The 22,062-nt window shown below is 66.4% G+C and carries 17 protein-coding genes and 1 tRNA gene; 14 read left to right on the forward strand and 4 right to left on the reverse strand.

Translation table 11 applies throughout. The features are described 5' to 3' along the window. Positions 1–30: 30 nt before the first annotated feature. From nusG to tuf, 12 genes are all read left to right on the forward strand, one after another. Positions 31–972, forward strand: a complete 942-nt coding sequence (gene nusG, locus ACIP89_RS10345; protein WP_401928561.1) for a transcription termination/antitermination protein NusG — start codon at positions 31–33, stop codon at positions 970–972. A 176-nt stretch (positions 973–1,148) separates the two neighbouring features. Beyond that, the gene (gene rplK / locus ACIP89_RS10350; RefSeq protein WP_024494105.1) at positions 1,149–1,583 is read left to right on the forward strand and encodes a 50S ribosomal protein L11; all 435 of its coding nucleotides are present in this window, start codon (positions 1,149–1,151) and stop codon (positions 1,581–1,583) included. Positions 1,584–1,662: 79 nt separating this feature from the next. Then, positions 1,663–2,385: a 50S ribosomal protein L1 gene (gene rplA, locus ACIP89_RS10355; RefSeq protein WP_401923417.1), complete on the forward strand. Its 723-nt coding sequence runs from the start codon at positions 1,663–1,665 to the stop codon at positions 2,383–2,385. A gap of 193 nt (positions 2,386–2,578) precedes the next feature. Further along, positions 2,579–3,478: a hypothetical protein gene (locus tag ACIP89_RS10360; protein ID WP_401928559.1), complete on the forward strand. Its 900-nt coding sequence runs from the start codon at positions 2,579–2,581 to the stop codon at positions 3,476–3,478. A 273-nt stretch (positions 3,479–3,751) separates the two neighbouring features. Beyond that, the gene (gene rplJ, locus ACIP89_RS10365) at positions 3,752–4,309 is read left to right on the forward strand and encodes a 50S ribosomal protein L10 (RefSeq protein WP_401923422.1); all 558 of its coding nucleotides are present in this window, start codon (positions 3,752–3,754) and stop codon (positions 4,307–4,309) included. Positions 4,310–4,393: 84 nt separating this feature from the next. Beyond that, entirely contained in the window at positions 4,394–4,777 is a 384-nt protein-coding gene (rplL, locus tag ACIP89_RS10370; protein WP_073732691.1) for a 50S ribosomal protein L7/L12, read from the forward strand. 607 nt (positions 4,778–5,384) lie between these two features. Continuing rightward, positions 5,385–8,870 (forward strand): DNA-directed RNA polymerase subunit beta, encoded by a 3,486-nt coding sequence (gene rpoB, locus ACIP89_RS10375; protein WP_401923425.1) that lies wholly within the window; start codon positions 5,385–5,387, stop codon positions 8,868–8,870. A gap of 130 nt (positions 8,871–9,000) precedes the next feature. Then, positions 9,001–12,900 carry a DNA-directed RNA polymerase subunit beta' gene (locus ACIP89_RS10380; protein ID WP_327338541.1) on the forward strand — a complete coding sequence of 1,300 codons (3,900 nt, stop codon included), beginning with the start codon at positions 9,001–9,003 and terminating at the stop codon, positions 12,898–12,900. 384 nt (positions 12,901–13,284) lie between these two features. Next, positions 13,285–13,656, forward strand: coding sequence for a 30S ribosomal protein S12 (rpsL, locus tag ACIP89_RS10385; RefSeq protein ID WP_003948652.1), 372 nt, complete (start codon positions 13,285–13,287; stop codon positions 13,654–13,656). Positions 13,657–13,658: 2 nt separating this feature from the next. Next, on the forward strand, positions 13,659–14,129 hold the full coding sequence (gene rpsG / locus ACIP89_RS10390; protein ID WP_014047773.1) for a 30S ribosomal protein S7: 471 nt from the start codon (positions 13,659–13,661) through the stop codon (positions 14,127–14,129). A gap of 38 nt (positions 14,130–14,167) precedes the next feature. Then, a complete protein-coding gene (fusA, locus tag ACIP89_RS10395) occupies positions 14,168–16,297 on the forward strand; it encodes an elongation factor G (RefSeq protein WP_401923429.1) in 2,130 nt (709 codons plus the stop codon). Positions 16,298–16,458: 161 nt separating this feature from the next. Continuing rightward, positions 16,459–17,652: an elongation factor Tu gene (gene tuf, locus ACIP89_RS10400; protein ID WP_250299265.1), complete on the forward strand. Its 1,194-nt coding sequence runs from the start codon at positions 16,459–16,461 to the stop codon at positions 17,650–17,652. Positions 17,653–17,747: 95 nt separating this feature from the next. On the opposite strand, the gene ACIP89_RS10405 is transcribed toward tuf, so the two are convergent. The 4 genes from ACIP89_RS10405 to ACIP89_RS10420 all read right to left on the reverse strand — a co-directional run bounded on the left by ACIP89_RS10405 (position 17,748) and on the right by ACIP89_RS10420 (position 20,809). Beyond that, positions 17,748–18,212: a GNAT family N-acetyltransferase gene (locus ACIP89_RS10405; RefSeq protein WP_401923431.1), complete on the reverse strand. Its 465-nt coding sequence runs from the start codon at positions 18,210–18,212 to the stop codon at positions 17,748–17,750. 43 nt (positions 18,213–18,255) lie between these two features. Further along, positions 18,256–18,329, reverse strand: a tRNA-OTHER gene (locus ACIP89_RS10410). Between the two features lie 227 nt (positions 18,330–18,556). Next, complete coding sequence (locus tag ACIP89_RS10415) at positions 18,557–19,435, reverse strand: hypothetical protein (RefSeq protein ID WP_402114214.1); 879 nt, start codon at positions 19,433–19,435, stop codon at positions 18,557–18,559. A 948-nt stretch (positions 19,436–20,383) separates the two neighbouring features. Then, complete coding sequence (locus ACIP89_RS10420; protein WP_402114216.1) at positions 20,384–20,809, reverse strand: ATP-binding protein; 426 nt, start codon at positions 20,807–20,809, stop codon at positions 20,384–20,386. A gap of 164 nt (positions 20,810–20,973) precedes the next feature. On the opposite strand from ACIP89_RS10420, the gene ACIP89_RS10425 reads away from it, so the two are divergent. Together ACIP89_RS10425 and ACIP89_RS10430 are read left to right on the forward strand one after the other, a co-directional pair. Continuing rightward, entirely contained in the window at positions 20,974–21,849 is an 876-nt protein-coding gene (locus tag ACIP89_RS10425; RefSeq protein ID WP_402114217.1) for a helix-turn-helix domain-containing protein, read from the forward strand. Continuing rightward, positions 21,846–22,055 (forward strand): DUF397 domain-containing protein, encoded by a 210-nt coding sequence (locus ACIP89_RS10430; protein WP_402114219.1) that lies wholly within the window; start codon positions 21,846–21,848, stop codon positions 22,053–22,055. The genes ACIP89_RS10425 and ACIP89_RS10430 overlap by 4 nt, the downstream gene beginning before the upstream one ends. The last annotated feature ends 7 nt before the right edge of the window (positions 22,056–22,062 follow it).

Consider the following 22,062-nt stretch of genomic DNA (forward strand, 5'->3'; position numbering starts at 1 on the left):
CCCATTTGTATCCAGGAAGAAGCAGCCACCGTGTCTGACCCGAACCTGAACGACGCCGTCGAGCCGACGGCGGGCGCCTTCGAGTCCGCCGAGGACGAGCTCGACATCGTCGAGGCGGCGGACGCTGTGGAGCCGGACCAGGCTGAAGCTGCCGACGCCGCCGCGGGCGAGCCCGCCGAGCAGGCCGCAGTGAACCCCGAGCCCGCCGATGAGGACGCGGAGGACGAGGCCGCGGAGGCCGAGGCCGTCGCGGACATCGAAGGTGCCGAGGCCGCCGAGGAAGCCGCCGAAGAGGCGGAGGCCGAGGAAGCCGCCGACGAGACCGACGAGGAAGAGGCCGAGCCGGCCGCCCCCGTCGACACCGTCACGGCGCTGCGCGAGGAACTGCGCACCCTGCCGGGCGAGTGGTACGTCATCCACACGTACGCCGGTTACGAGAAGCGTGTGAAGGCAAACCTGGAGCAGCGCGCCGTCTCGCTGAACGTGGAGGAGTTCATCTATCAGGCCGAGGTGCCTGAGGAGGAAATCGTCCAGATCAAGAACGGCGAGCGCAAGAACGTCCGTCAGAACAAGCTCCCGGGTTACGTCCTGGTGCGCATGGACCTGACGAACGAGTCCTGGGGCGTCGTCCGCAACACTCCCGGTGTCACCGGCTTCGTGGGCAACGCCTACGACCCGTACCCGCTGACCCTGGACGAGATCGTCAAGATGCTGGCGCCGGAGGCCGAGGAGAAGGCCGCCCGTGAGGCCGCGGAGGCCGAGGGCAAGCCGGCTCCGTCCCGCAAGGTCGAGGTCCAGGTGCTGGACTTCGAGGTGGGCGACTCGGTCACCGTCACCGACGGTCCGTTCGCGACGCTGCAGGCGACGATCAACGAGATCAACGCCGACTCGAAGAAGGTCAAGGGCCTCGTCGAGATCTTCGGCCGCGAGACACCGGTCGAGCTCAGCTTCGACCAGATCCAGAAGAACTAGGGCTGCCCGCTCGCCTCTGGACACATGCCTACCGAGCAGGTCAGACAGGCTGTCGAAGCCGGTCTGACCTGCTCGGTTTTTGGTCGCGCAGCTATACCCGTTATCGTTGTGCGGTATGCCTGCATCCGGATGACCGGATGACGGCGAAAACTCTCACTAGGACCCGGAGAGAGCACATGCCTCCCAAGAAGAAGAAGGTCACGGGGCTTATCAAGCTCCAGATCAACGCCGGTGCGGCCAACCCGGCCCCGCCGGTCGGCCCCGCACTGGGTCAGCACGGCGTCAACATCATGGAGTTCTGCAAGGCCTACAACGCCGCGACCGAGTCGCAGCGTGGCATGGTCGTGCCGGTGGAGATCACGGTCTACGACGACCGCTCCTTCACCTTCATCACCAAGACTCCGCCGGCCGCCAAGCTGATCCTCAAGGCCGCGGGTGTGGACAAGGGCTCCGGCGAGCCGCACAAGACCAAGGTTGCCAAGCTGACGGCCGCCCAGGTCCGCGAGATCGCCACGACGAAGCTCCCCGACCTGAACGCCAATGACCTCGACGCAGCGTCGAAGATCATCGCCGGCACCGCCCGTTCCATGGGCATCACGGTCGAAGGCTGATTCAGCCCCACCCCCTCAGTGGTAGGACCAAGCGCTGGTCCGCACCACGACTCCACACTCTGAAACCACAGGAGTAGAAGTGAAGCGCAGCAAGAACCTCCGCGCTGCGGACGCCAAGATCGACCGGGCGCGTAACTACGCTCCGCTCGAGGCCGTCCGTCTCGCCAAGGACACCGCCTCCACGAAGTTCGACAGCACCGTCGAGGTCGCCTTTGCCCTGGGTGTTGACCCTCGCAAGGCCGACCAGATGGTCCGTGGCACCGTGAACCTCCCGCACGGCACCGGCAAGACCGCCCGGGTCCTGGTCTTCGCGACCGGTGACCGTGCTGCGGCCGCGGAAGCCGCGGGCGCCGACATCGTCGGCGCCGACGAGCTTATCGACGAGGTGGCGAAGGGCCGTCTGGACTTCGACGCCGTCGTCGCGACCCCGGACCTCATGGGCAAGGTCGGCCGCCTCGGCCGCGTGCTCGGTCCGCGTGGTCTGATGCCGAACCCGAAGACGGGCACCGTCACCCCCGATGTCGTGAAGGCTGTCAACGACATCAAGGGCGGCAAGATCGAGTTCCGCGTCGACAAGCACTCGAACCTGCACTTCATCATCGGCAAGTCCTCGTTCGACGAGACCAAGCTGGTGGAGAACTACGCAGCGGCGCTGGACGAGATCCTCCGTCTGAAGCCGTCCGCCGCCAAGGGCCGCTACATCAAGAAGGCCACCCTGGCCACCACGATGGGCCCCGGCATCCCGCTGGACGCCAACCGCACCCGTAACCTCCTCGTCGAGGAGGACCCGGCCTCCGTCTGAGCCTCCGCGCTCGTACGACCGCCGTGTCACGTGTGACATTGACGGGCCCCGCAACCTTTCGAGGTGCGGGGCCCGTCCTCGTATGTACGTACCGAGGGCCGTCGGTGCCGTGCGCTGGCCGTACATACCGGGACTGTCGGTGCCGTGCGTTAGCGTGAGGTGACCGGGAGCCGACAAAGGGGTGGGAGCGGATATGAGGACGAGCACCGTACGACGCGTGGGTCTGTCCGTGGCAGTGGCGGCGGCGCTGACGTCGGTCGCGGCCTGCGGCGGATCGGACGACAAGAACGGGAGCGACGGCGCCGCGGCGTCGAAGGCCGGGCCGATCGCCGCACTGCTCGCGGTCCAGAAGAAGACCGGCGGGGCGAACTCGGCCAAGGTCGAGGGCACCACCGCGATGGGCAGCACGATGTCCATGAAGCAGACCGGATCCCTCGACTGGTCCGACGGCATCAGCGGTGCCATGGAGATCAAGTACACCGGCGGCTCCATGGCGGACGCCATGAAGCAGGTCGGCGGCGACGGCACGATGCAGGCGCGCTACTTCAAGGACGGCTACGCGGCCAACATGGGCGATGCCTTCGCCCAGCAGTCCGGCGGCAAGCACTGGATCAACTACAGCTACGACGACCTCGCGGAGCTCTCCGGGGCCTCCGGCGAGGTGATGAAGGACCAGATGCAGAACACCACCCCCGACCAGGGGGTGAAGGCGCTGCTGGCCTCGGGCGACGTGAAGAAGGTCGGCCAGGAGGATGTCCGGGGCGTCACCGCCACGCACTACTCCGGCACGGTCGACGTCGCCGAGCTGACCGCCAAGAACTCCGAGCTGGACGCCGACCAGCTCGCCGCGTTCAAGAAGCAGCTGAGCGATGCCGGAGTCTCCACGGAGAAGGTCGACATCTGGGTCGACAAGGACGACCTGCTGGTGAAGAAGACCGAGCGCGGCCAGATGAAGACGGGCGAGCTGAACTCCACGGTGTTCTACAGCGACTACGGCACCAAGGTGTCGGTCGAGCGGCCGCCGGCCTCCGACAGCGTCGACTTCAAGGAGCTCCTGAAGAAGCAGCAGGGCGCGTCCGGCAGCGCGTCCTAAACCTCCCGGAGCACTCGAACCGGGAGGGATTTGCTCGGCGCGGCTCCGGTCGCGTACTCTTCTGCAGAAGCCAAAGACCGCTGGTCGTTGCTGCTTTCCCGCAAGGGGACAGCAACCGAAGGATCCGTTGAGCACGGACGACCTGCGCAGGTGACTGTGGAAAGCTCCCGGACTTCGTGCGGTTGAGCTACGCCCTGGCACCTGTGCCGGGGCGTTTCGTCTTTTCCGGCCCCTTCTGAGCGGTCCTCATCACCCGGAAGGAGGCCGACGCTCATGGCAAGGCCCGACAAGGCTGCCGCGGTAGCCGAGCTCGCGGAGCAGTTCCGCAGCTCGAACGCCGCTGTGCTGACCGAGTACCGGGGTCTCACCGTGGCACAGCTCAAGCAGCTGCGCCGTTCGCTCGGTGAGAACGCCCAGTACGCCGTGGTGAAGAACACGCTGACCAAGATTGCGGCCAACGAGGCCGGGATCGACACGCTCGACGACCTGTTCGCAGGTCCGACGGCGGTTGCCTTCGTCACCGGTGACCCGGTGGAGTCGGCGAAGGGTCTTCGTGACTTCGCCAAGGACAACCCCAATCTCGTCATCAAGGGCGGTGTCCTTGACGGCAAGGCGCTGTCCCCCGATGAGTTCAAGAAGCTCGCGGACCTCGAGTCCCGCGAGGTTCTGCTCGCCAAGCTGGCCGGTGCCATGAAGGGCAAGCAGACTCAGGCTGCGCAGCTCTTCCAGGCTCTGCCGTCGAAGTTCGTCCGCACCGCGGAAGCGCTTCGCGCCAAGAAGGAAGAGCAGGGCGGTGCCGGTACTCCGGCTCCCGCCGAGGCCGCCGAGTAATTTCGCTCAGCGGTCCAGCGGGCTCCACGTACGCCCGCCGACATATACATCCGGCACCTGCCGAATAGTGGAAGGACGCCTATCATGGCGAAGCTGTCCCAGGACGACCTGCTCGCGCAGTTCGAAGACATGACCCTCATCGAGCTCTCCGGCTTCGTGAAGGCCTTCGAGGAGAAGTTCGACGTCACCGCCGCCGCCGCGGTCGCCGTCGCCGGCCCCGCCGCCGGTGGCCCGGCCGCCGAGGCCGAGGCCGAGCAGGACGAGTTCGACGTCATCCTCACGGGTGCCGGCGAGAAGAAGATCCAGGTCATCAAGGTCGTGCGTGAGCTGACCTCGCTGGGTCTCAAGGAGGCCAAGGACCTCGTGGACGGCGCCCCGAAGCCCGTCCTGGAGAAGGTCGCCAAGGAGGCCGCCGAGAAGGCTGCCGAGTCCCTCAAGGGCGCCGGCGCCTCCGTCGAGGTCAAGTGACCCTGCGGGTCGTCTGACCCGTCTGGACCCCCGTGCCGCGAGGCGCGGACGTCACATCGCGAAAGGCGATCACCCGTACGGGTGGTCGCCTTTCGGCGTACCCGTGGGAGTGCCTTGCTCTTCCCGCGCTGACGAGTATGGTGATCTTCGCCGTGCGCCTCTCGGAGGGGAGTGCGAACGGCGCGCGGGGGCGGCGTACCCGGGTCCCCGGAGCCCGTAGGGGCTGGGGGGCCTTGACGAACCGCACGAGGCGCGCAATTCTCAAGGCGCGTCGTCATATCGATCCGGATCCGAGGCATGGATCGAGGGCGAAGAGGGCAGTAAAGAAGAGCGCAGCTCATCCAGGGCTACGCAGGGCTAGACATAGGTGTTGAGAACAAGCTGTTGCGAGCAACGTGGGTCTCTGAGAACCCCGACTGGACATCAGTGTGCCTCTTGGCTACACTGACCCTTTGCGCTGCCTGTTAGCTGCCTCCTGCCCGTCACCAGGGGCATACCCATCTTGTGCACCGTGGACTGAGCATCCCTGAAGAGGGACATCTATCCATGTGTCCAGTTTGGGACCGGTACGCGCGTAGTGAGTCCGAGCCCTCGGAAGGACCCCCTCTTGGCCGCCTCGCGCAACGCCTCGACCGCGAATACGAACAACGGCGCCAGCACCGCCCCGCTGCGCATCTCTTTTGCAAAAATCAAGGAGCCCCTCGAGGTTCCGAACCTCCTCGCGCTGCAGACCGAGAGCTTTGACTGGCTCCTCGGTAACGCCGCCTGGAAGGCTCGCGTCGAGGCTGCTCTGGACAGTGGACAAGACGTCCCCACCAAGTCCGGCCTGGAGGAGATCTTCGAGGAGATCTCACCGATCGAGGACTTCTCCGGGTCGATGTCGCTTACGTTCCGCGACCACCGCTTCGAGCCCCCGAAGAACTCGATCGACGAGTGCAAGGAGCGCGACTTCACGTTCGCCGCTCCGCTCTTCGTCACGGCCGAGTTCACCAACAACGAGACCGGCGAGATCAAGTCCCAGACGGTCTTCATGGGCGATTTCCCGCTCATGACCAACAAGGGCACCTTCGTCATCAACGGCACCGAGCGTGTCGTCGTGTCGCAGCTGGTCCGCTCGCCGGGTGTCTACTTCGACTCCTCGATCGACAAGACGTCCGACAAGGACATCTTCTCCGCCAAGATCATCCCCTCCCGGGGTGCCTGGCTGGAGATGGAGATCGACAAGCGCGACATGGTCGGTGTCCGCATCGACCGCAAGCGCAAGCAGTCCGTCACCGTCCTCCTGAAGGCTCTCGGCTGGACCACCGAGCAGATCCTCGAAGAGTTCGGCGAGTACGAGTCGATGCGCGCCACCCTGGAGAAGGACCACACCCAGGGCCAGGACGACGCACTGCTCGACATCTACCGCAAGCTGCGTCCGGGCGAGCCGCCCACCCGCGAAGCTGCTCAGACGCTGCTCGAGAACCTCTACTTCAACCCGAAGCGCTACGACCTCGCGAAGGTCGGCCGCTACAAGGTGAACAAGAAGCTCGGCGCGGATGAGCCGCTCGACGCCGGTGTCCTCACCAGCGACGACATCATCGCGACCATCAAGTACCTGGTGAAGCTGCACGCCGGGGAGACCGAGACCGTCGGCGAGTCCGGCCGTTCGATCGTCGTCGAGACCGACGACATCGACCACTTCGGCAACCGTCGTCTGCGCAACGTCGGCGAGCTCATCCAGAACCAGGTCCGTACGGGTCTGGCTCGTATGGAGCGCGTCGTGCGTGAGCGGATGACGACCCAGGACGTCGAGGCGATCACGCCGCAGACCCTGATCAACATCCGGCCGGTCGTCGCCTCCATCAAGGAGTTCTTCGGCACCAGCCAGCTGTCGCAGTTCATGGACCAGAACAACCCGCTGTCGGGTCTCACCCACAAGCGCCGCCTGTCGGCTCTTGGCCCGGGTGGTCTCTCCCGTGAGCGGGCCGGCTTCGAGGTCCGTGACGTGCACCCGTCCCACTACGGACGCATGTGCCCGATCGAGACCCCTGAAGGCCCGAACATCGGTCTGATCGGTTCGCTCGCCTCGTACGGCCGCGTCAACGCGTTCGGCTTCATCGAGACGCCGTACCGCAAGGTCGTCGACGGCCAGGTCACCGACGAGGTCGACTACGTCACGGCCGACGAGGAAGACCGTTACGTCATCGCCCAGGCGAACGCGACGCTCTCCGACGAGCTGCGCTTCACCGAGCCCCGCGTCCTGGTCCGCCGTCGTGGCGGAGAGGTCGACTACGTGCCCGGCACCGAAGTCGACTACATGGACGTCTCGCCGCGCCAGATGGTGTCCGTCGCCACCGCGATGATCCCGTTCCTGGAGCACGACGACGCCAACCGTGCCCTCATGGGCGCGAACATGATGCGTCAGGCGGTGCCCCTCATCAAGTCGGAGGCCCCGCTCGTCGGCACCGGCATGGAGTACCGCTGCGCCACCGACGCCGGTGACGTACTGAAGGCCGAGAAGGACGGTGTGGTCCAGGAGGTCTCCGCGGACTACATCACCGTGACGAACGATGACGGCACGTACACCACGTACCGCATCGCGAAGTTCATGCGCTCGAACCAGGGCACCTCGGTCAACCAGAAGGTCGTCGTCTCCGAGGGCGACCGGGTCATCGAGGGCCAGGTGCTCGCCGACGGTCCGGCCACCGAGAACGGTGAGATGGCCCTGGGCAAGAACCTGCTCGTGGCGTTCATGCCGTGGGAGGGTCACAACTACGAGGACGCGATCATCCTGTCGCAGCGCCTCGTGCAGGACGACGTCCTCTCCTCGATCCACATCGAGGAGCACGAGGTCGACGCCCGTGACACCAAGCTCGGTCCGGAGGAGATCACCCGGGACATCCCGAACGTCTCCGAAGAGGTCCTCGCGGACCTCGACGAGCGCGGCATCATCCGGATCGGTGCCGAGGTCGTCGCCGGCGACATCCTCGTCGGCAAGGTCACGCCCAAGGGCGAGACCGAGCTGACCCCCGAGGAGCGCCTGCTCCGCGCGATCTTCGGTGAGAAGGCGCGCGAAGTGCGCGACACCTCGCTGAAGGTGCCGCACGGTGAGATCGGCAAGGTCATCGGCGTCCGCGTCTTCGACCGCGAAGAGGGCGACGAGCTGCCGCCGGGCGTGAACCAGCTGGTCCGCGTCTACGTCGCGCAGAAGCGCAAGATCACCGATGGTGACAAGCTCGCCGGCCGTCACGGCAACAAGGGCGTCATCTCGAAGATCCTGCCGATCGAGGACATGCCGTTCCTGGAGGACGGCACCCCGGTCGACATCATCCTCAACCCGCTGGGTGTCCCGTCCCGAATGAACCCGGGACAGGTCCTGGAGATCCACCTCGGCTGGCTCGCCAGCCGCGGCTGGGACGTCTCCGGCCTCGGTGACGAGTGGGCCAAGCGCCTGCAGTACATCGGCGCCGACCAGGTCGCCCCCGGCACCAACGTCGCGACCCCGGTCTTCGACGGTGCGCGCGAGGACGAGATCACCGGCCTCTTCCAGGCCACGATCCCGAACCGCGACGGCGACCGGCTGGTCCAGCCCTCGGGCAAGGCCAACCTGTTCGACGGCCGCTCCGGCGAGCCGTTCCCGGAGCCGGTCTCGGTCGGCTTCATGTACATCCTCAAGCTCCACCACCTCGTCGACGACAAGCTCCACGCTCGTTCGACGGGTCCGTACTCCATGATCACCCAGCAGCCGCTGGGTGGTAAGGCCCAGTTCGGTGGACAGCGCTTCGGTGAAATGGAGGTGTGGGCGCTTGAGGCTTATGGCGCCGCGTACGCCCTCCAGGAGCTGCTGACGATCAAGTCCGACGACGTGACCGGCCGCGTGAAGGTCTACGAGGCCATCGTCAAGGGCGAGAACATCCCCGAGCCCGGCATTCCCGAGTCCTTCAAGGTGCTCATCAAGGAAATGCAGTCGCTCTGCCTCAACGTGGAGGTGCTGTCCTCGGACGGCATGTCCATCGAGATGCGCGACACGGACGAGGACGTCTTCCGCGCGGCGGAGGAGCTCGGTATCGACCTGTCCCGGCGAGAGCCGAGCAGCGTCGAAGAGGTCTGACGGGTTGGCCGGCCGGATCTCCGTGATCCGGCCGGCTCTCCCCGGACCCGTTCAGACCATTGCTGAAGTGCCCCGATTTCTCGCGTTGACGCGAGGGGGCTCGAACCCCCGAAAGAGGGATTGACGACAAGTGCTCGACGTCAACTTCTTCGACGAGCTGCGGATCGGCCTTGCCACCGCGGACGACATCCGGACCTGGTCCCACGGCGAAGTGAAGAAGCCGGAGACCATCAACTACCGCACGCTCAAGCCCGAAAAGGACGGACTCTTCTGCGAGAAGATCTTCGGTCCGACCCGGGACTGGGAGTGCTACTGCGGCAAGTACAAGCGTGTCCGCTTCAAGGGCATCATCTGTGAGCGCTGTGGCGTCGAGGTCACTCGCGCCAAGGTGCGCCGTGAGCGCATGGGCCACATCGAGCTTGCCGCTCCCGTCACCCACATCTGGTACTTCAAGGGCGTCCCGTCCCGACTGGGCTACCTGCTGGACCTCGCGCCGAAGGACCTTGAGAAGGTCATCTACTTCGCCGCGTACATGATCACGTTCGTCGACGAGGAGCGCCGTACCCGCGACCTCCCGTCGCTGGAGGCGCACGTCTCCGTCGAGCGCCAGCAGGTCGAGAACCGTCGCGACTCCGACCTGGAGAACCGCGCCAAGAAGCTGGAGACCGACCTCGGCGAGCTGGAGGCCGAGGGCGCCAAGGCCGATGTGCGCCGCAAGGTGCGCGAAGGCGCCGAGCGTGAGATGAAGCAGCTGCGCGACCGTGCGCAGCGCGAGATCGACCGTCTCGACGAGGTGTGGAGCCGCTTCAAGAACCTCAAGGTCCAGGACCTGGAGGGCGACGAGCTGCTCTACCGCGAGCTGCGTGACCGCTTCGGCACGTACTTCGACGGCTGCATGGGCGCCGCCGCCCTGCAGAAGCGCCTGGAGTCCTTCGACCTCGACGAGGAGGCCGAGCGCCTCCGCGAGATCATCCGCACCGGCAAGGGCCAGAAGAAGACCCGTGCGCTCAAGCGCCTCAAGGTCGTCTCCGCGTTCCTGCAGACCAGCAACAAGCCCAAGGGCATGGTGCTCGACTGCGTGCCGGTCATCCCGCCGGACCTGCGTCCGATGGTGCAGCTGGACGGTGGCCGCTTCGCGACCTCCGACCTGAACGACCTGTACCGCCGTGTGATCAACCGCAACAACCGCCTCAAGCGTCTCCTTGACCTCGGTGCCCCCGAGATCATCGTGAACAACGAGAAGCGGATGCTGCAGGAGGCCGTCGACGCGCTGTTCGACAACGGCCGCCGCGGTCGCCCGGTCACCGGTCCCGGTAACCGCCCGCTCAAGTCCCTCAGCGACATGCTGAAGGGCAAGCAGGGCCGATTCCGTCAGAACCTTCTCGGTAAGCGTGTGGACTACTCCGCGCGTTCCGTGATCGTCGTCGGCCCGCAGCTCAAGCTGCACCAGTGCGGTCTGCCGAAGGCCATGGCGCTGGAGCTCTTCAAGCCGTTCGTGATGAAGCGCCTGGTGGACCTGAACCACGCGCAGAACATCAAGTCGGCCAAGCGCATGGTCGAGCGCGGCCGCACGGTCGTGTACGACGTCCTGGAAGAGGTCATCGCGGAGCACCCGGTTCTCCTGAACCGTGCGCCCACGCTGCACCGTCTCGGCATCCAGGCCTTCGAGCCGCAGCTGGTCGAGGGCAAGGCCATCCAGATCCACCCGCTCGTCTGCACCGCGTTCAACGCGGACTTCGACGGTGACCAGATGGCCGTGCACCTGCCGCTCTCCGCGGAGGCGCAGGCCGAGGCCCGCATCCTGATGCTGTCCTCGAACAACATCCTGAAGCCGGCCGACGGTCGTCCCGTCACCATGCCGACCCAGGACATGGTGCTGGGCCTGTTCTTCCTCACCACCGACGGTGAGCTCCGTGACACCAAGGGCGAGGGCCGCGCGTTCGGCTCCACGGCCGAGGCGATCATGGCGTTCGACTCCGGTGAGCTGGCGCTCCAGTCGTCCGTCGACATCCGCTTCCCGGTGGGCACCATCCCGCCGCGTGGCTGGGTGCCGCCGGTCGCCGAGGAGGGCGAGCCCGAGTACCAGCCGGGTGACACCTTCCGGCTGCGCACCAGCCTGGGCCGCGCGCTCTTCAACGAGCTGCTGCCCGAGGACTACCCGTTCGTCGACTACTCGGTCGGCAAGAAGCAGCTCTCCGAGATCGTCAACGACCTCGCGGAGCGCTACCCCAAGGTCATCGTGGCGGCGACGCTCGACAACCTGAAGGCGGCGGGCTTCCACTGGGCCACCCGTTCCGGAGTCACCGTCTCCGTCGCGGACATCGTCGTCCCCGAGGCCAAGAAGGCCATCGTCAAGGGCTACGAGGACCAGGACGAGAAGGTCCAGAAGCAGTACGAGCGCGGTCTGATCACCAAGGACGAGCGCACGCAGGAGCTCATCGCGATCTGGACCAAGGCGACCAACGAGGTTGCCGAGGCGATGAACGCGAACTTCCCCAAGACGAACCCCATCTTCATGATGGTTGACTCGGGTGCCCGAGGAAACATGATGCAGATGCGTCAGATCGCCGGTATGCGTGGTCTGGTGTCCAACGCCAAGAACGAGACGATTCCCCGTCCCATCAAGGCGTCCTTCCGTGAGGGCCTCACCGTTCTGGAGTACTTCATCTCCACGCACGGTGCCCGTAAGGGTCTGGCGGACACCGCCCTGCGTACCGCCGACTCGGGTTACCTGACCCGTCGTCTGGTGGACGTCTCGCAGGACGTGATCATTCGCGAGGAGGACTGCGGCACCGACCGCGGCCTCAAGCTCAAGATCGCCGTCAAGGGCGCCGACGGCGTGCTCCGTAAGACGGAGGACGTCGAGACCTCGGTCTACGCCCGCATGCTCGCCGAGGACGTCGTCATCGACGGCAAGGTCATCGCGCCTGCCAACGTCGACCTCGGTGACGTCCTGATCGACGCCCTGGTGGGCGCCGGCGTCGAGGAGGTCAAGACCCGCTCGGTCCTGACCTGTGAGTCCGCGGTCGGCACCTGTGCCTTCTGCTACGGACGCTCGCTCGCCACCGGCAAGCTGGTCGACATCGGTGAGGCGGTCGGCATCATCGCCGCCCAGTCCATCGGTGAGCCCGGCACCCAGCTGACGATGCGTACCTTCCACACCGGTGGTGTGGCCGGTGACGACATCACCCAGGGTCTGCCCCGAGTCGTCGAGCTCTTCGAAGCCCGTACGCCGAAGGGTGTCGCCCCGATCTCGGAGTCCGCTGGCCGGGTCCGGATCGAGGAGACCGAGAAGACGAAGAAGCTCGTCGTGACGCCGGACGACGGCAGCGAGGAGATCCCGTTCCCGATCTCCAAGCGCGCCCGTCTGCTGGTGGGCGAGGGCGACCACGTCGAGGTGGGCCAGAAGCTCACCGTGGGTGCCACCAACCCGCACGACGTGCTGCGGATCCTCGGTCAGCGCGCGGTCCAGGTCCACCTGGTCGGCGAAGTCCAGAAGGTCTACAACTCGCAGGGCGTGTCGATCCACGACAAGCACATCGAGATCATCATCCGGCAGATGCTCCGCCGCGTGACGATCATCGAGTCCGGCGACGCGGAACTGCTGCCGGGCGAGCTCGTCGAGCGCTCGAAGTTCGAGACCGAGAACCGTCGTGTGGTCACCGAGGGCGGACACCCCGCCTCCGGCCGTCCGCAGCTGATGGGTATCACCAAGGCCTCGCTGGCGACGGAGTCGTGGCTGTCCGCGGCTTCCTTCCAGGAGACGACCAGGGTCCTGACGGACGCGGCGATCAACGCCAAGTCCGACTCCCTGATCGGCCTCAAGGAGAACGTCATCATCGGTAAGCTCATCCCGGCCGGTACGGGTCTGTCCCGCTACCGCAACATCCGGGTCGAGCCCACCGAGGAGGCCAAGGCCGCGATGTACTCGGCCGTCGGCTACGACGACATCGACTACTCGCCGTTCGGCACCGGCTCCGGCCAGGCCGTTCCGCTGGAGGACTACGACTACGGTCCGTACAACCAGTAGGCGAGTCGCCTGATACGACCGGAGGGCGGTCACCCCGTACGCGGGGTGGCCGCCCTCCGGCGTGGTGCGGGTGCCCGCCTCGGCGGCCGCGCACGGGCCCGGCGGAGCGCGGCTGGGGTGGGGGTCGCCCGGATGGCGCGTCCGGGTGGACAGTACTTGTTTTGACCGGAGTCGATGAGGTAGGTACGATCAGACCTTGTGCCTGGGTTGTGCCTGGGCTCGTGTGCGTGTCCTCAACCGCACGGCGAGTCCGTCTTTGGCCACCGTGATCTGTGGATGAACCGCCTTCAGGGCAGTGACCCGCAGTATCCGACACACCCGACCGCGTGGGTCGGAGTTGTTCCAGGTTAGTTTCACCGACGGCACACAGAAACCGGAGAAGTAGTGCCTACGATTCAGCAGCTGGTCCGGAAGGGCCGGCAGGACAAGGTCGAGAAGAACAAGACGCCCGCGCTCGAGGGTTCTCCCCAGCGCCGCGGCGTCTGCACGCGTGTGTTCACGACCACCCCGAAGAAGCCGAACTCCGCGCTCCGGAAGGTCGCACGTGTGCGTCTGACCTCCGGTATCGAGGTCACGGCCTACATCCCGGGTGAGGGACACAACCTGCAGGAGCACTCCATCGTGCTCGTGCGTGGTGGCCGTGTGAAGGACCTGCCGGGTGTTCGTTACAAGATCATCCGCGGCTCCCTTGACACCCAGGGTGTCAAGAACCGCAAGCAGGCCCGCAGCCGCTACGGCGCCAAGAAGGAGAAGTAAGAATGCCTCGTAAGGGCCCCGCCCCGAAGCGCCCGGTCATCATTGACCCGGTCTATGGTTCTCCTCTTGTCACCTCGCTGATCAACAAGATCCTGCTCAACGGCAAGCGTTCCACCGCCGAGCGGATCGTGTACGGCGCCATGGAAGGCCTCCGCGAGAAGACCGGCGCTGACCCGGTCATCACGCTGAAGCGCGCGCTTGAGAACGTCAAGCCCTCGCTTGAGGTCAAGTCCCGCCGTGTCGGTGGCGCCACCTACCAGGTGCCGATCGAGGTCAAGCCCGGTCGCGCCGCCACCCTCGCGCTGCGCTGGGTCGTCGGCTACTCCCGCGCCCGTCGCGAGAAGACGATGACCGAGCGGCTCATGAACGAGCTGCTCGACGCCTCCAACGGTCTTGGCGCTGCCGTCAAGAAGCGCGAGGACACCCACAAGATGGCCGAGTCGAACAAGGCCTTCGCGCACTACCGCTGGTAGTCGCTTACCCCATCGAGACCGAGAGAAGATTGAGCCTTATGGCCACCACTTCGCTTGACCTGGCCAAGGTCCGCAACATTGGGATCATGGCCCACATCGACGCGGGCAAGACGACCACCACCGAGCGGATCCTCTTCTACACCGGCGTTTCGTACAAGATCGGTGAAGTCCACGACGGCGCTGCCACGATGGACTGGATGGAGCAGGAGCAGGAGCGCGGCATCACGATCACGTCTGCCGCGACGACCTGCCACTGGCCGCTCAATGATGTTGACCACACGATCAACATCATCGACACCCCGGGTCACGTCGACTTCACCGTCGAGGTGGAGCGTTCGCTCCGCGTCCTCGACGGCGCTGTCACCGTGTTCGACGGTGTGGCCGGCGTCGAGCCCCAGTCCGAGACCGTCTGGCGTCAGGCGGACCGCTACGGCGTGCCGCGCATCTGCTTCGTCAACAAGCTCGACCGCACGGGCGCGGAGTTCCACCGCTGTGTCGACATGATCGTCGACCGCCTCGGTGCCGTCCCGCTCGTCATGCAGCTCCCCATCGGCGCAGAGGCCGACTTCAAGGGCGTCGTCGACCTCGTGTCGATGAAGGCCTTCGTGTGGCCCGAAGAGGCCGCCAAGGGCGAGATGTACGACACGGTCGAGATCCCGGACACCCACAAGGAGGCTGCCGAGGAATGGCGCGGCAAGCTCCTTGAGGCCGTCTCCGAGAACGACGACGAGATGATGGAGCTGTACCTGGAGGGCGTCGAGCCCACCCAGGACCAGCTGCACGAGGCGATCCGCCGGATCACCCTCGCGTCGAAGGGTTCCGCCGACTCCGTCACGGTCACCCCGGTGTTCTGTGGCACCGCGTTCAAGAACAAGGGCGTCCAGCCCCTGCTCGACGCGGTCGTCCGTTACCTGCCCTCCCCCCTGGACGTCGAGGCCATCGAAGGCCACGACGTCAAGGACCCCGAGAAGGTCATCGAGCGCAAGCCTTCGGACGACGAGCCGTTCTCCGGCCTGGCGTTCAAGATCGCGAGCGACCCGCACCTCGGAAAGCTCACCTTCGTCCGGATCTACTCCGGTCGCCTTGAGGCCGGCACCGCGGTGCTGAACTCGGTCAAGGGCAAGAAGGAGCGCATCGGCAAGATCTACCGCATGCACGCGAACAAGCGTGAGGAGATCGCGTCGGTGGGCGCGGGCGACATCATCGCTGTCATGGGGCTCAAGCAGACCACGACCGGTGAGACGCTCTGTGACGACAAGAACCCGGTGATCCTGGAGTCCATGGACTTCCCGGCGCCGGTCATCGAGGTCGCCATCGAGCCGAAGTCCAAGGGCGACCAGGAGAAGCTGGGTGTCGCCATCCAGCGCCTCTCCGAGGAGGACCCCTCCTTCCAGGTGCACTCCGACGAGGAGACCGGCCAGACCATCATCGGTGGTATGGGCGAGCTTCACCTCGAAGTGCTCGTCGACCGCATGAAGCGCGAGTTCCGCGTCGAGGCGAACGTCGGCAAGCCGCAGGTCGCGTACCGCGAGACGATCCGCAAGGCCGTCGACCGTATCGACTTCACGCACAAGAAGCAGACTGGTGGTACCGGCCAGTTCGCGAAGGTGCAGATCGCCATCGAGCCCATCGAGGGCGGCGACGCGTCGTACGAGTTCGTCAACAAGGTCACCGGTGGCCGCATCCCCCGGGAGTACATCCCCTCGGTGGACGCGGGTGCTCAGGAAGCCATGCAGTTCGGCATCCTGGCCGGCTACGAGATGGTGGGCGTCCGCGTCACCCTTCTCGACGGTGGTTACCACGAGGTCGACTCCTCGGAGCTCGCCTTCAAGATCGCCGGTTCGCAGGCGTTCAAGGAGGGTGCCCGCAGGGCGTCCCCCGTGCTCATGGAGCCGATGATGTCCGTCGAGGTCACCACCCCCGAGGACTACATGGGTGACGTGATCGGCGACCTCAACTCCCGCCGTGGCCAGATCCAGGCCATGGAGGAGCGCAGCGGCGCTCGCGTCGTGAAGGGCCTCGTGCCCCTCTCGGAGATGTTCGGCTACGTCGGAGACCTCCGCAGCAAGACCTCGGGTCGCGCAAGCTACTCGATGCAGTTCGACTCCTACGCCGAGGTTCCGCGGAACGTCGCCGAGGAGATCATCGCGAAGGCCAAGGGCGAGTAACTCTCCCGAGCTCACGCTTTAGGCTTGTCACCGGAGCCCGGTGGGGCATTCGGCGCAGCGCGCAAGCACTGTGCGGAATGCCCCCGGGTCCCGGCATCCCAGCAAAGATCACCTGGCGCCGATGAAGCAAGGCGTACAGAACCACTCCGCAGGAGGACCCAGTGGCGAAGGCAAAGTTCGAGCGGACTAAGCCGCACGTCAACATCGGCACCATCGGTCACATTGACCACGGTAAGACGACCCTCACGGCCGCCATTACCAAGGTGCTGCACGACGCGTACCCGGACCTGAACGAGGCCTCGGCCTTCGACCAGATCGACAAGGCTCCCGAAGAGCGCCAGCGCGGTATCACCATCTCGATCGCGCACGTCGAGTACCAGACGGAGTCGCGTCACTACGCGCACGTCGACTGCCCGGGTCACGCTGACTACATCAAGAACATGATCACGGGTGCGGCGCAGATGGACGGCGCCATCCTCGTCGTCGCCGCGACCGACGGCCCGATGCCGCAGACCAAGGAGCACGTGCTCCTGGCCCGCCAGGTCGGCGTTCCGTACATCGTCGTCGCGCTGAACAAGGCCGACATGGTGGACGACGAGGAGATCCTGGAGCTCGTCGAGCTCGAGGTCCGTGAGCTCCTCTCCGAGTACGAGTTCCCGGGCGACGACCTTCCGGTCGTCAAGGTCTCGGCGCTCAAGGCTCTTGAGGGTGACAAGGAGTGGGGCCAGACCGTCCTCGACCTGATGAAGGCCGTCGACGAGTCCATCCCGCAGCCCGAGCGTGACGTCGAGAAGCCGTTCCTGATGCCGATCGAGGACGTCTTCACGATCACCGGTCGTGGCACCGTCGTCACCGGTCGTATCGAGCGTGGTGTCCTCAAGGTCAACGAGACCGTCGACATCGTCGGTATCAAGACCGAGAAGACCACCACCACGGTCACCGGCATCGAGATGTTCCGCAAGCTGCTCGACGAGGGCCAGGCCGGTGAGAACGTCGGTCTGCTCCTCCGTGGCATCAAGCGCGAGGACGTCGAGCGCGGCCAGGTCATCATCAAGCCCGGTTCGGTCACGCCGCACACCGAGTTCCAGGCCCAGGCCTACATCCTGTCGAAGGACGAGGGTGGCCGTCACACCCCCTTCTTCAACAACTACCGCCCGCAGTTCTACTTCCGTACCACGGACGTGACGGGCGTTGTGACCCTTCCCGAGGGCACCGAGATGGTCATGCCGGGTGACAACACCCTCATGGACGTCGCGCTGATCCAGCCGGTCGCCATGGAAGAGGGCCTGAAGTTCGCCATCCGTGAGGGTGGCCGGACCGTGGGCGCCGGCCAGGTCACCAAGATCCTCAAGTAAGTCCTTGAGCGTCTGACCTGGTAGCTCCGCACAGAGCACCGAGAAGGGCCCCCTCCCATCGCGCAAGCGGTGGGAGGGGGCCCTTCCTCATGCCGTCAGGCGGTGACCGCGGGGTGGCGGATCATGAAGACATCCACCGGGTCCTCGCGCTCCAGGACGAACCCGTGCCGCTCGTACAGCCGCCGGGCCGCGCTGCCCTGGAGGACGTTGAGCCGGACGGTGACCCCTTCGGCGTCGGTAGTGGCCAGAAGCTCGCCCAGCACCGCCGAGCCGATGCCCGCGCCCTGGAGGCCCTCGGCGAGGAAGAAGTTCTCCAGGCACCAGCCGTCCTCGACGGGCCGGAGGGTGACACTGCCGCCGAAGCGTCCGTCCACGACGATGATCGAGGTGTACTCCGGCAGGTAGGAATCCCGCAGCCGCTGGCGCACCCGGTGTTCGTCGTAGCGCCCCAGCCGGACGAGATCCGGGCGCATCACGACCGCCCGGATCTCGGCTATGGCCTCAAGATCCTCGGGGGTGGCGGGGCGCAGCGCCCAGGCTTGAGTGGTACGTACATGCATGGCGGGATTGTGCCAGAGGCGGGGGCCGGAAGCGCAGGTGGGACGGGGCGGACCGGATTCGGACCGGTGTCCTCCGCCACGATGTGAAGGCGCGACAACCACTGCGCTACGCACCCCGTCCCGCTTCGTACACCGGCTGTGTGCGCGGTACGGGGTGGGTCTCGGTGCGGAGCGGACCGCGGCGAACAGCAATGTCTGTCGGGCTCGGGCCGGGCGGTGGAGCGAGATCTGGCGGCGTGCGGCCTGAGCCGGATGAGGGCGGTCGGTCCCCGGCCCCGACGGGGACCGACCGGCGAGCGTGCGTATGCGGACGCGGGCCCTGGGTGTTCGAGGTGGGGCCGGGGTCAGTGGTCCTCGGTGAAGACGTCCTCCGCGGTGGTTGCGGTGGCGGCGCGGGTGAGCCACCGGTGCAGGAGCGGGAGGTCGGTGCAGCTGGTGATCTTTTCGCGGGTCTCGTCGGTGAGGGCGATGCCGCGTGCCTGGAGGATGAGGAGGAGGCCCTCTTCCATGCCTTGGGCGCGGCCTTCGTCCCGGATTTCTTCTGACATGAAGGACTTGTAGAAAGAGGTATCCACGGCCACCAGGTTCCTCCACTGTTGTGCGGCCGGGCGGTTGCCCAGGCCCTGTGCGGTGAGTTCGACGATGGGGTCTGCGACGTCCTCCGGTGCTTCGCGCAGCGCGGCGGAGAGCGTTTTCAGTATGGCACCGACGTCCGGATTGTCGGCGTGCGTGATGGCGGCGAGGGTGGCGAGTGCGAGGTCCTTGCGCGCCTCGGCCACGTTGGTGATGACCGGCATGTTGTGCGGCCCCGCGACGAGGGGGTTGAGGGTGAGGGTCGGCCATTGGCGGAGGCCGATGGTGAGGGGGCGTGCGGCCCATTCGGCGGTGGCGTGGTCCTGGCAGACGACCAGGAGGAGGACGGGCAGCCCGTCGTACCTGTTGTGCAGATAGCTGACGTAGTAGGGCCAGCTGGTCGTCTTGCGCCGGTCCTTCTTGCCCTGGGCCTCGATGGCGAGGAGAAAGGGTCCGTCGCTCTCTGTCTCGATGCGCAGGAGGGTGTCGACTCGGCGTTCGACGGGTTTGGCCTCGGTGAGGTCGGTCGGCAGGACGGTGGCCGAGATGGGCTGTGGGAGGTCGATGCCGAGCACTTCGGAGACGCGGGAGAACAGGCCCGGGTACTCCTGGAAGATGCGGTGCATCGCCTCGTGGGGTGAGCTGACCATGCAGGTCCGTTCCGGGTTGAGGGTGAATGGGCGTTACGCGGTGGCGCCGTGCGGGGCGGCCGGATCTTCGGTTCGGCAGTCGCGGCAGTGCCCTGGCTCTGTGACGTGGAAGGCGCGTTCGCAGGTGTCGCAGTTCTGGAGCGGGACGACGAGGACCTTGCGGCGGGGTGGGCTGGGTGGCGGCCTCGCGTGGTGGTGGGGCGGCGGGTGCCGTCGGCGGTTTGCGGGGTCGGGGGCGGGGGCGGGGTTCTGGAGCGGCCGTCGTGGACGGCTTGGCGCCGGGCTGGTTGTACGAGACCGTGCGCGTGACCATGCGTCCGCTGGGGAGGCGAACGCGGCTGCGGTGCAGGTAGTCCTCCGCTTCCAGCTCGTGCAGGGCGGCCGTGATCCGGGCCTCGCTCTCCGGGAAGCGGTCGGTGAGGACCTTGATGCCGGCCTTCGCCCCGGCGGGCAGCGACTGGATGTGCGCGGCGAGGCCGATCGCGACGAGGGACAACTCGTGGTGCTGGGCGAGGTGGTTGCCGATGACCGTGAAGCCGGATACGTGGCGGGTGTTGACGTGGACGACGCCGGATGCCGGCGTGACGTCGGGCCGGGTGCCGGCGGAGCCGGGCGGGGCGCCCGGGGGCGCGATAACCTGCTGGGTATCCATGGGGAAGGGTCTACTTCCTCGTGGGCAGGCCCCTGGCTGAGATTCGCGTCTCGCCGGGGGCCGTCTCGTTCTGTGGTTGTCGCGGCGAGCATATGCCAGCCAACCCGGGCCAAATCCAGCCGAGTTGTCATATGTCACCCGTGTGAGTGACGCAGCTCAGGACGGGGCCGGGTGGGGTTTGGATGGGTTGTTTTCCCGAGTTCTTTAAAAGCCTTTAGAGGTCGTGGCCGGCCGCGTCGCGGTTCACCGGGTCGTGGCCGATGGGGTCGTGGGCGCTCGCGACCCGGTGGGCTCGGTCACGGTACGAGGTCGAGCTCCGCCCAGACCGTCTTGCGCGGGACCGGGCCCAGGACGATGCCCCAGCGATCGGCGAGGGCCTCGATGATGAGCAGACCGCGCCCGCTCTCCGCGTACGGCTCCGGGATCGCCGCGACGGGCAGGCGGTCACCCCGGGTGTCGGTGACCTCGATGCGCAGCCGGTCGGCTGTGTCCACGACGAGGCTCAGTTGGAAGTCCCGGCCCGGCACGCGGCCGTGGACCGTGGCGTTGGCGGCCAGCTCCGCGACGATCTGCCCGGCCGACTCGGACGGCAGGCCCCAGAGCCCGAGGTGGGCCACGGCGAGGAGGCGGGCGAGCCTGGCGCCCCGGCGGGTGGGGGAGAGTCGCACGGTGAACGTGCGCTCGTGGGTGGGGTGTTGGGGGGTGGCGGTTTTCTGGTTCACGTCACTCAGCGTGGCCGGTCCTGCGTACTCTGCCCAGTGACGAAACCTTTGCGTACGGTGATTGTCCCGGGCTTGTCCAGTGCTGTCCCGGCTGTCCGGAGTGACGTGCGGGGAACAGAGGCGGTTGAGGGAGAACGGCACGCACGTCGGAAGTGGGGCAACGGATGAGTGTGGACGGGACCGGTACGGAGCAGGGCGGCGGGGCGGACGAGCCGGGTTGGGACGTCGATCCCGATGACGAGTCCGGCGTCGCGGTCGTTGCCGCCGTGGGACGCCAGATCAAGGCCTGGCGGGAAGCGGCCGGGATGCGGGCCGCCGAGTTCGGGGCGGCGCTCGGTTACGGGGAAAACCTCGTCTACAAGGTCGAGGGCGGGCGCCGTATCCCCCGGCCCGAGTTCCTGGACCGGGCGGACGACCTGGTGGGCGCGGGCGGCAAGCTCGCCGCGATGAAGCGGGATCTGGCGGAGGTGCGGTACCCGAAGAAGATTCGGGAGTTGGCGAAAATGGAGGCGCAGGCGGTCGAACTCTCTGCGTACGGGAGCCACAACCTCCATGGCCTGTTGCAGACCGAGGAGTATGCGCGAGCGCTGTTCGGGATGCGGAGGCCCGCCTTCTCGCTGGACAAGGTGGAGAGTCTGGTGGCCGCTCGCATGGCACGGCAGTCCATCTTTGACCGCTCTCCCTGCCCGGAGCTCAGCTTCGTCCAGGAGGAGGTGACACTGCGACGGCACCTTGGGGGCAGAACGGTGCTGCGTCGACAGTTCGAACATCTCTTGGAAGTGGGGCAGTTGCGGAACGTCGAGATTCAGGTGATGCCGACCGGTCGCGACGATCACGCGGGGATGGGTGGCGAGATGCAGGTGTTGAAGTTCAGGGATGGCTCGGCCGTGGGTCGCTCCGAAGGCGACTTCGGCAGCCGCCCGGTTTCGGACCCGAAGCATCTCCGGATCGTTGAGCTGCGGTGTGGCATCATCCGGGCTCAGGCTCTCACGCCTCGGGAGTCGCTTGCCTTCATCGAGCAACTGCTGGGAGAGATATGATCAGCGAGACCTCTGCCGGAGAAGCTTCCCGGCTGGAGTGGTTCAAGAGCAGCTACAGCGACAGCAGCAACAGCAACGAATGCGTCGAGGTCGCCGCCACCCCCGGCACGGTGCACGTGCGCGACTCCAAGAACCTGCCGGGGCCACGCCTCTCCTTCGCGGCGGGCGCTTGGGCGGGCTTCGTTCCATACGCCTCCGGGCGCTGACTCCCCT

Origin of the sequence: Streptomyces sp. NPDC088730, from assembly GCF_044751215.1 — a bacterium.
Classification (GTDB): domain Bacteria; phylum Actinomycetota; class Actinomycetes; order Streptomycetales; family Streptomycetaceae; genus Streptomyces.

Bases quoted from the DNA above. Each gene is read 5' to 3' on its own strand.
- rplK (WP_024494105.1), top strand. From the start codon at position 1,149: ATGCCTCCCAAGAAGAAGAAGGTCACGGGGCTTATCAAGCTCCAGATC.
- ACIP89_RS10360 (WP_401928559.1), top strand. From the start codon at position 2,579: ATGAGGACGAGCACCGTACGACGCGTGGGTCTGTCCGTGGCAGTGGCG.
- rplJ (WP_401923422.1), top strand. From the start codon at position 3,752: ATGGCAAGGCCCGACAAGGCTGCCGCGGTAGCCGAGCTCGCGGAGCAG.
- rplL (WP_073732691.1), top strand. From the start codon at position 4,394: ATGGCGAAGCTGTCCCAGGACGACCTGCTCGCGCAGTTCGAAGACATG.
- rpsG (WP_014047773.1), top strand. From the start codon at position 13,659: ATGCCTCGTAAGGGCCCCGCCCCGAAGCGCCCGGTCATCATTGACCCG.
- fusA (WP_401923429.1), top strand. From the start codon at position 14,168: ATGGCCACCACTTCGCTTGACCTGGCCAAGGTCCGCAACATTGGGATC.
- ACIP89_RS10405 (WP_401923431.1), bottom strand. From the start codon at position 18,212: ATGCATGTACGTACCACTCAAGCCTGGGCGCTGCGCCCCGCCACCCCC.
- ACIP89_RS10415 (WP_402114214.1), bottom strand. From the start codon at position 19,435: ATGGTCAGCTCACCCCACGAGGCGATGCACCGCATCTTCCAGGAGTAC.
- ACIP89_RS10425 (WP_402114217.1), top strand. From the start codon at position 20,974: ATGAGTGTGGACGGGACCGGTACGGAGCAGGGCGGCGGGGCGGACGAG.
- ACIP89_RS10430 (WP_402114219.1), top strand. From the start codon at position 21,846: ATGATCAGCGAGACCTCTGCCGGAGAAGCTTCCCGGCTGGAGTGGTTC.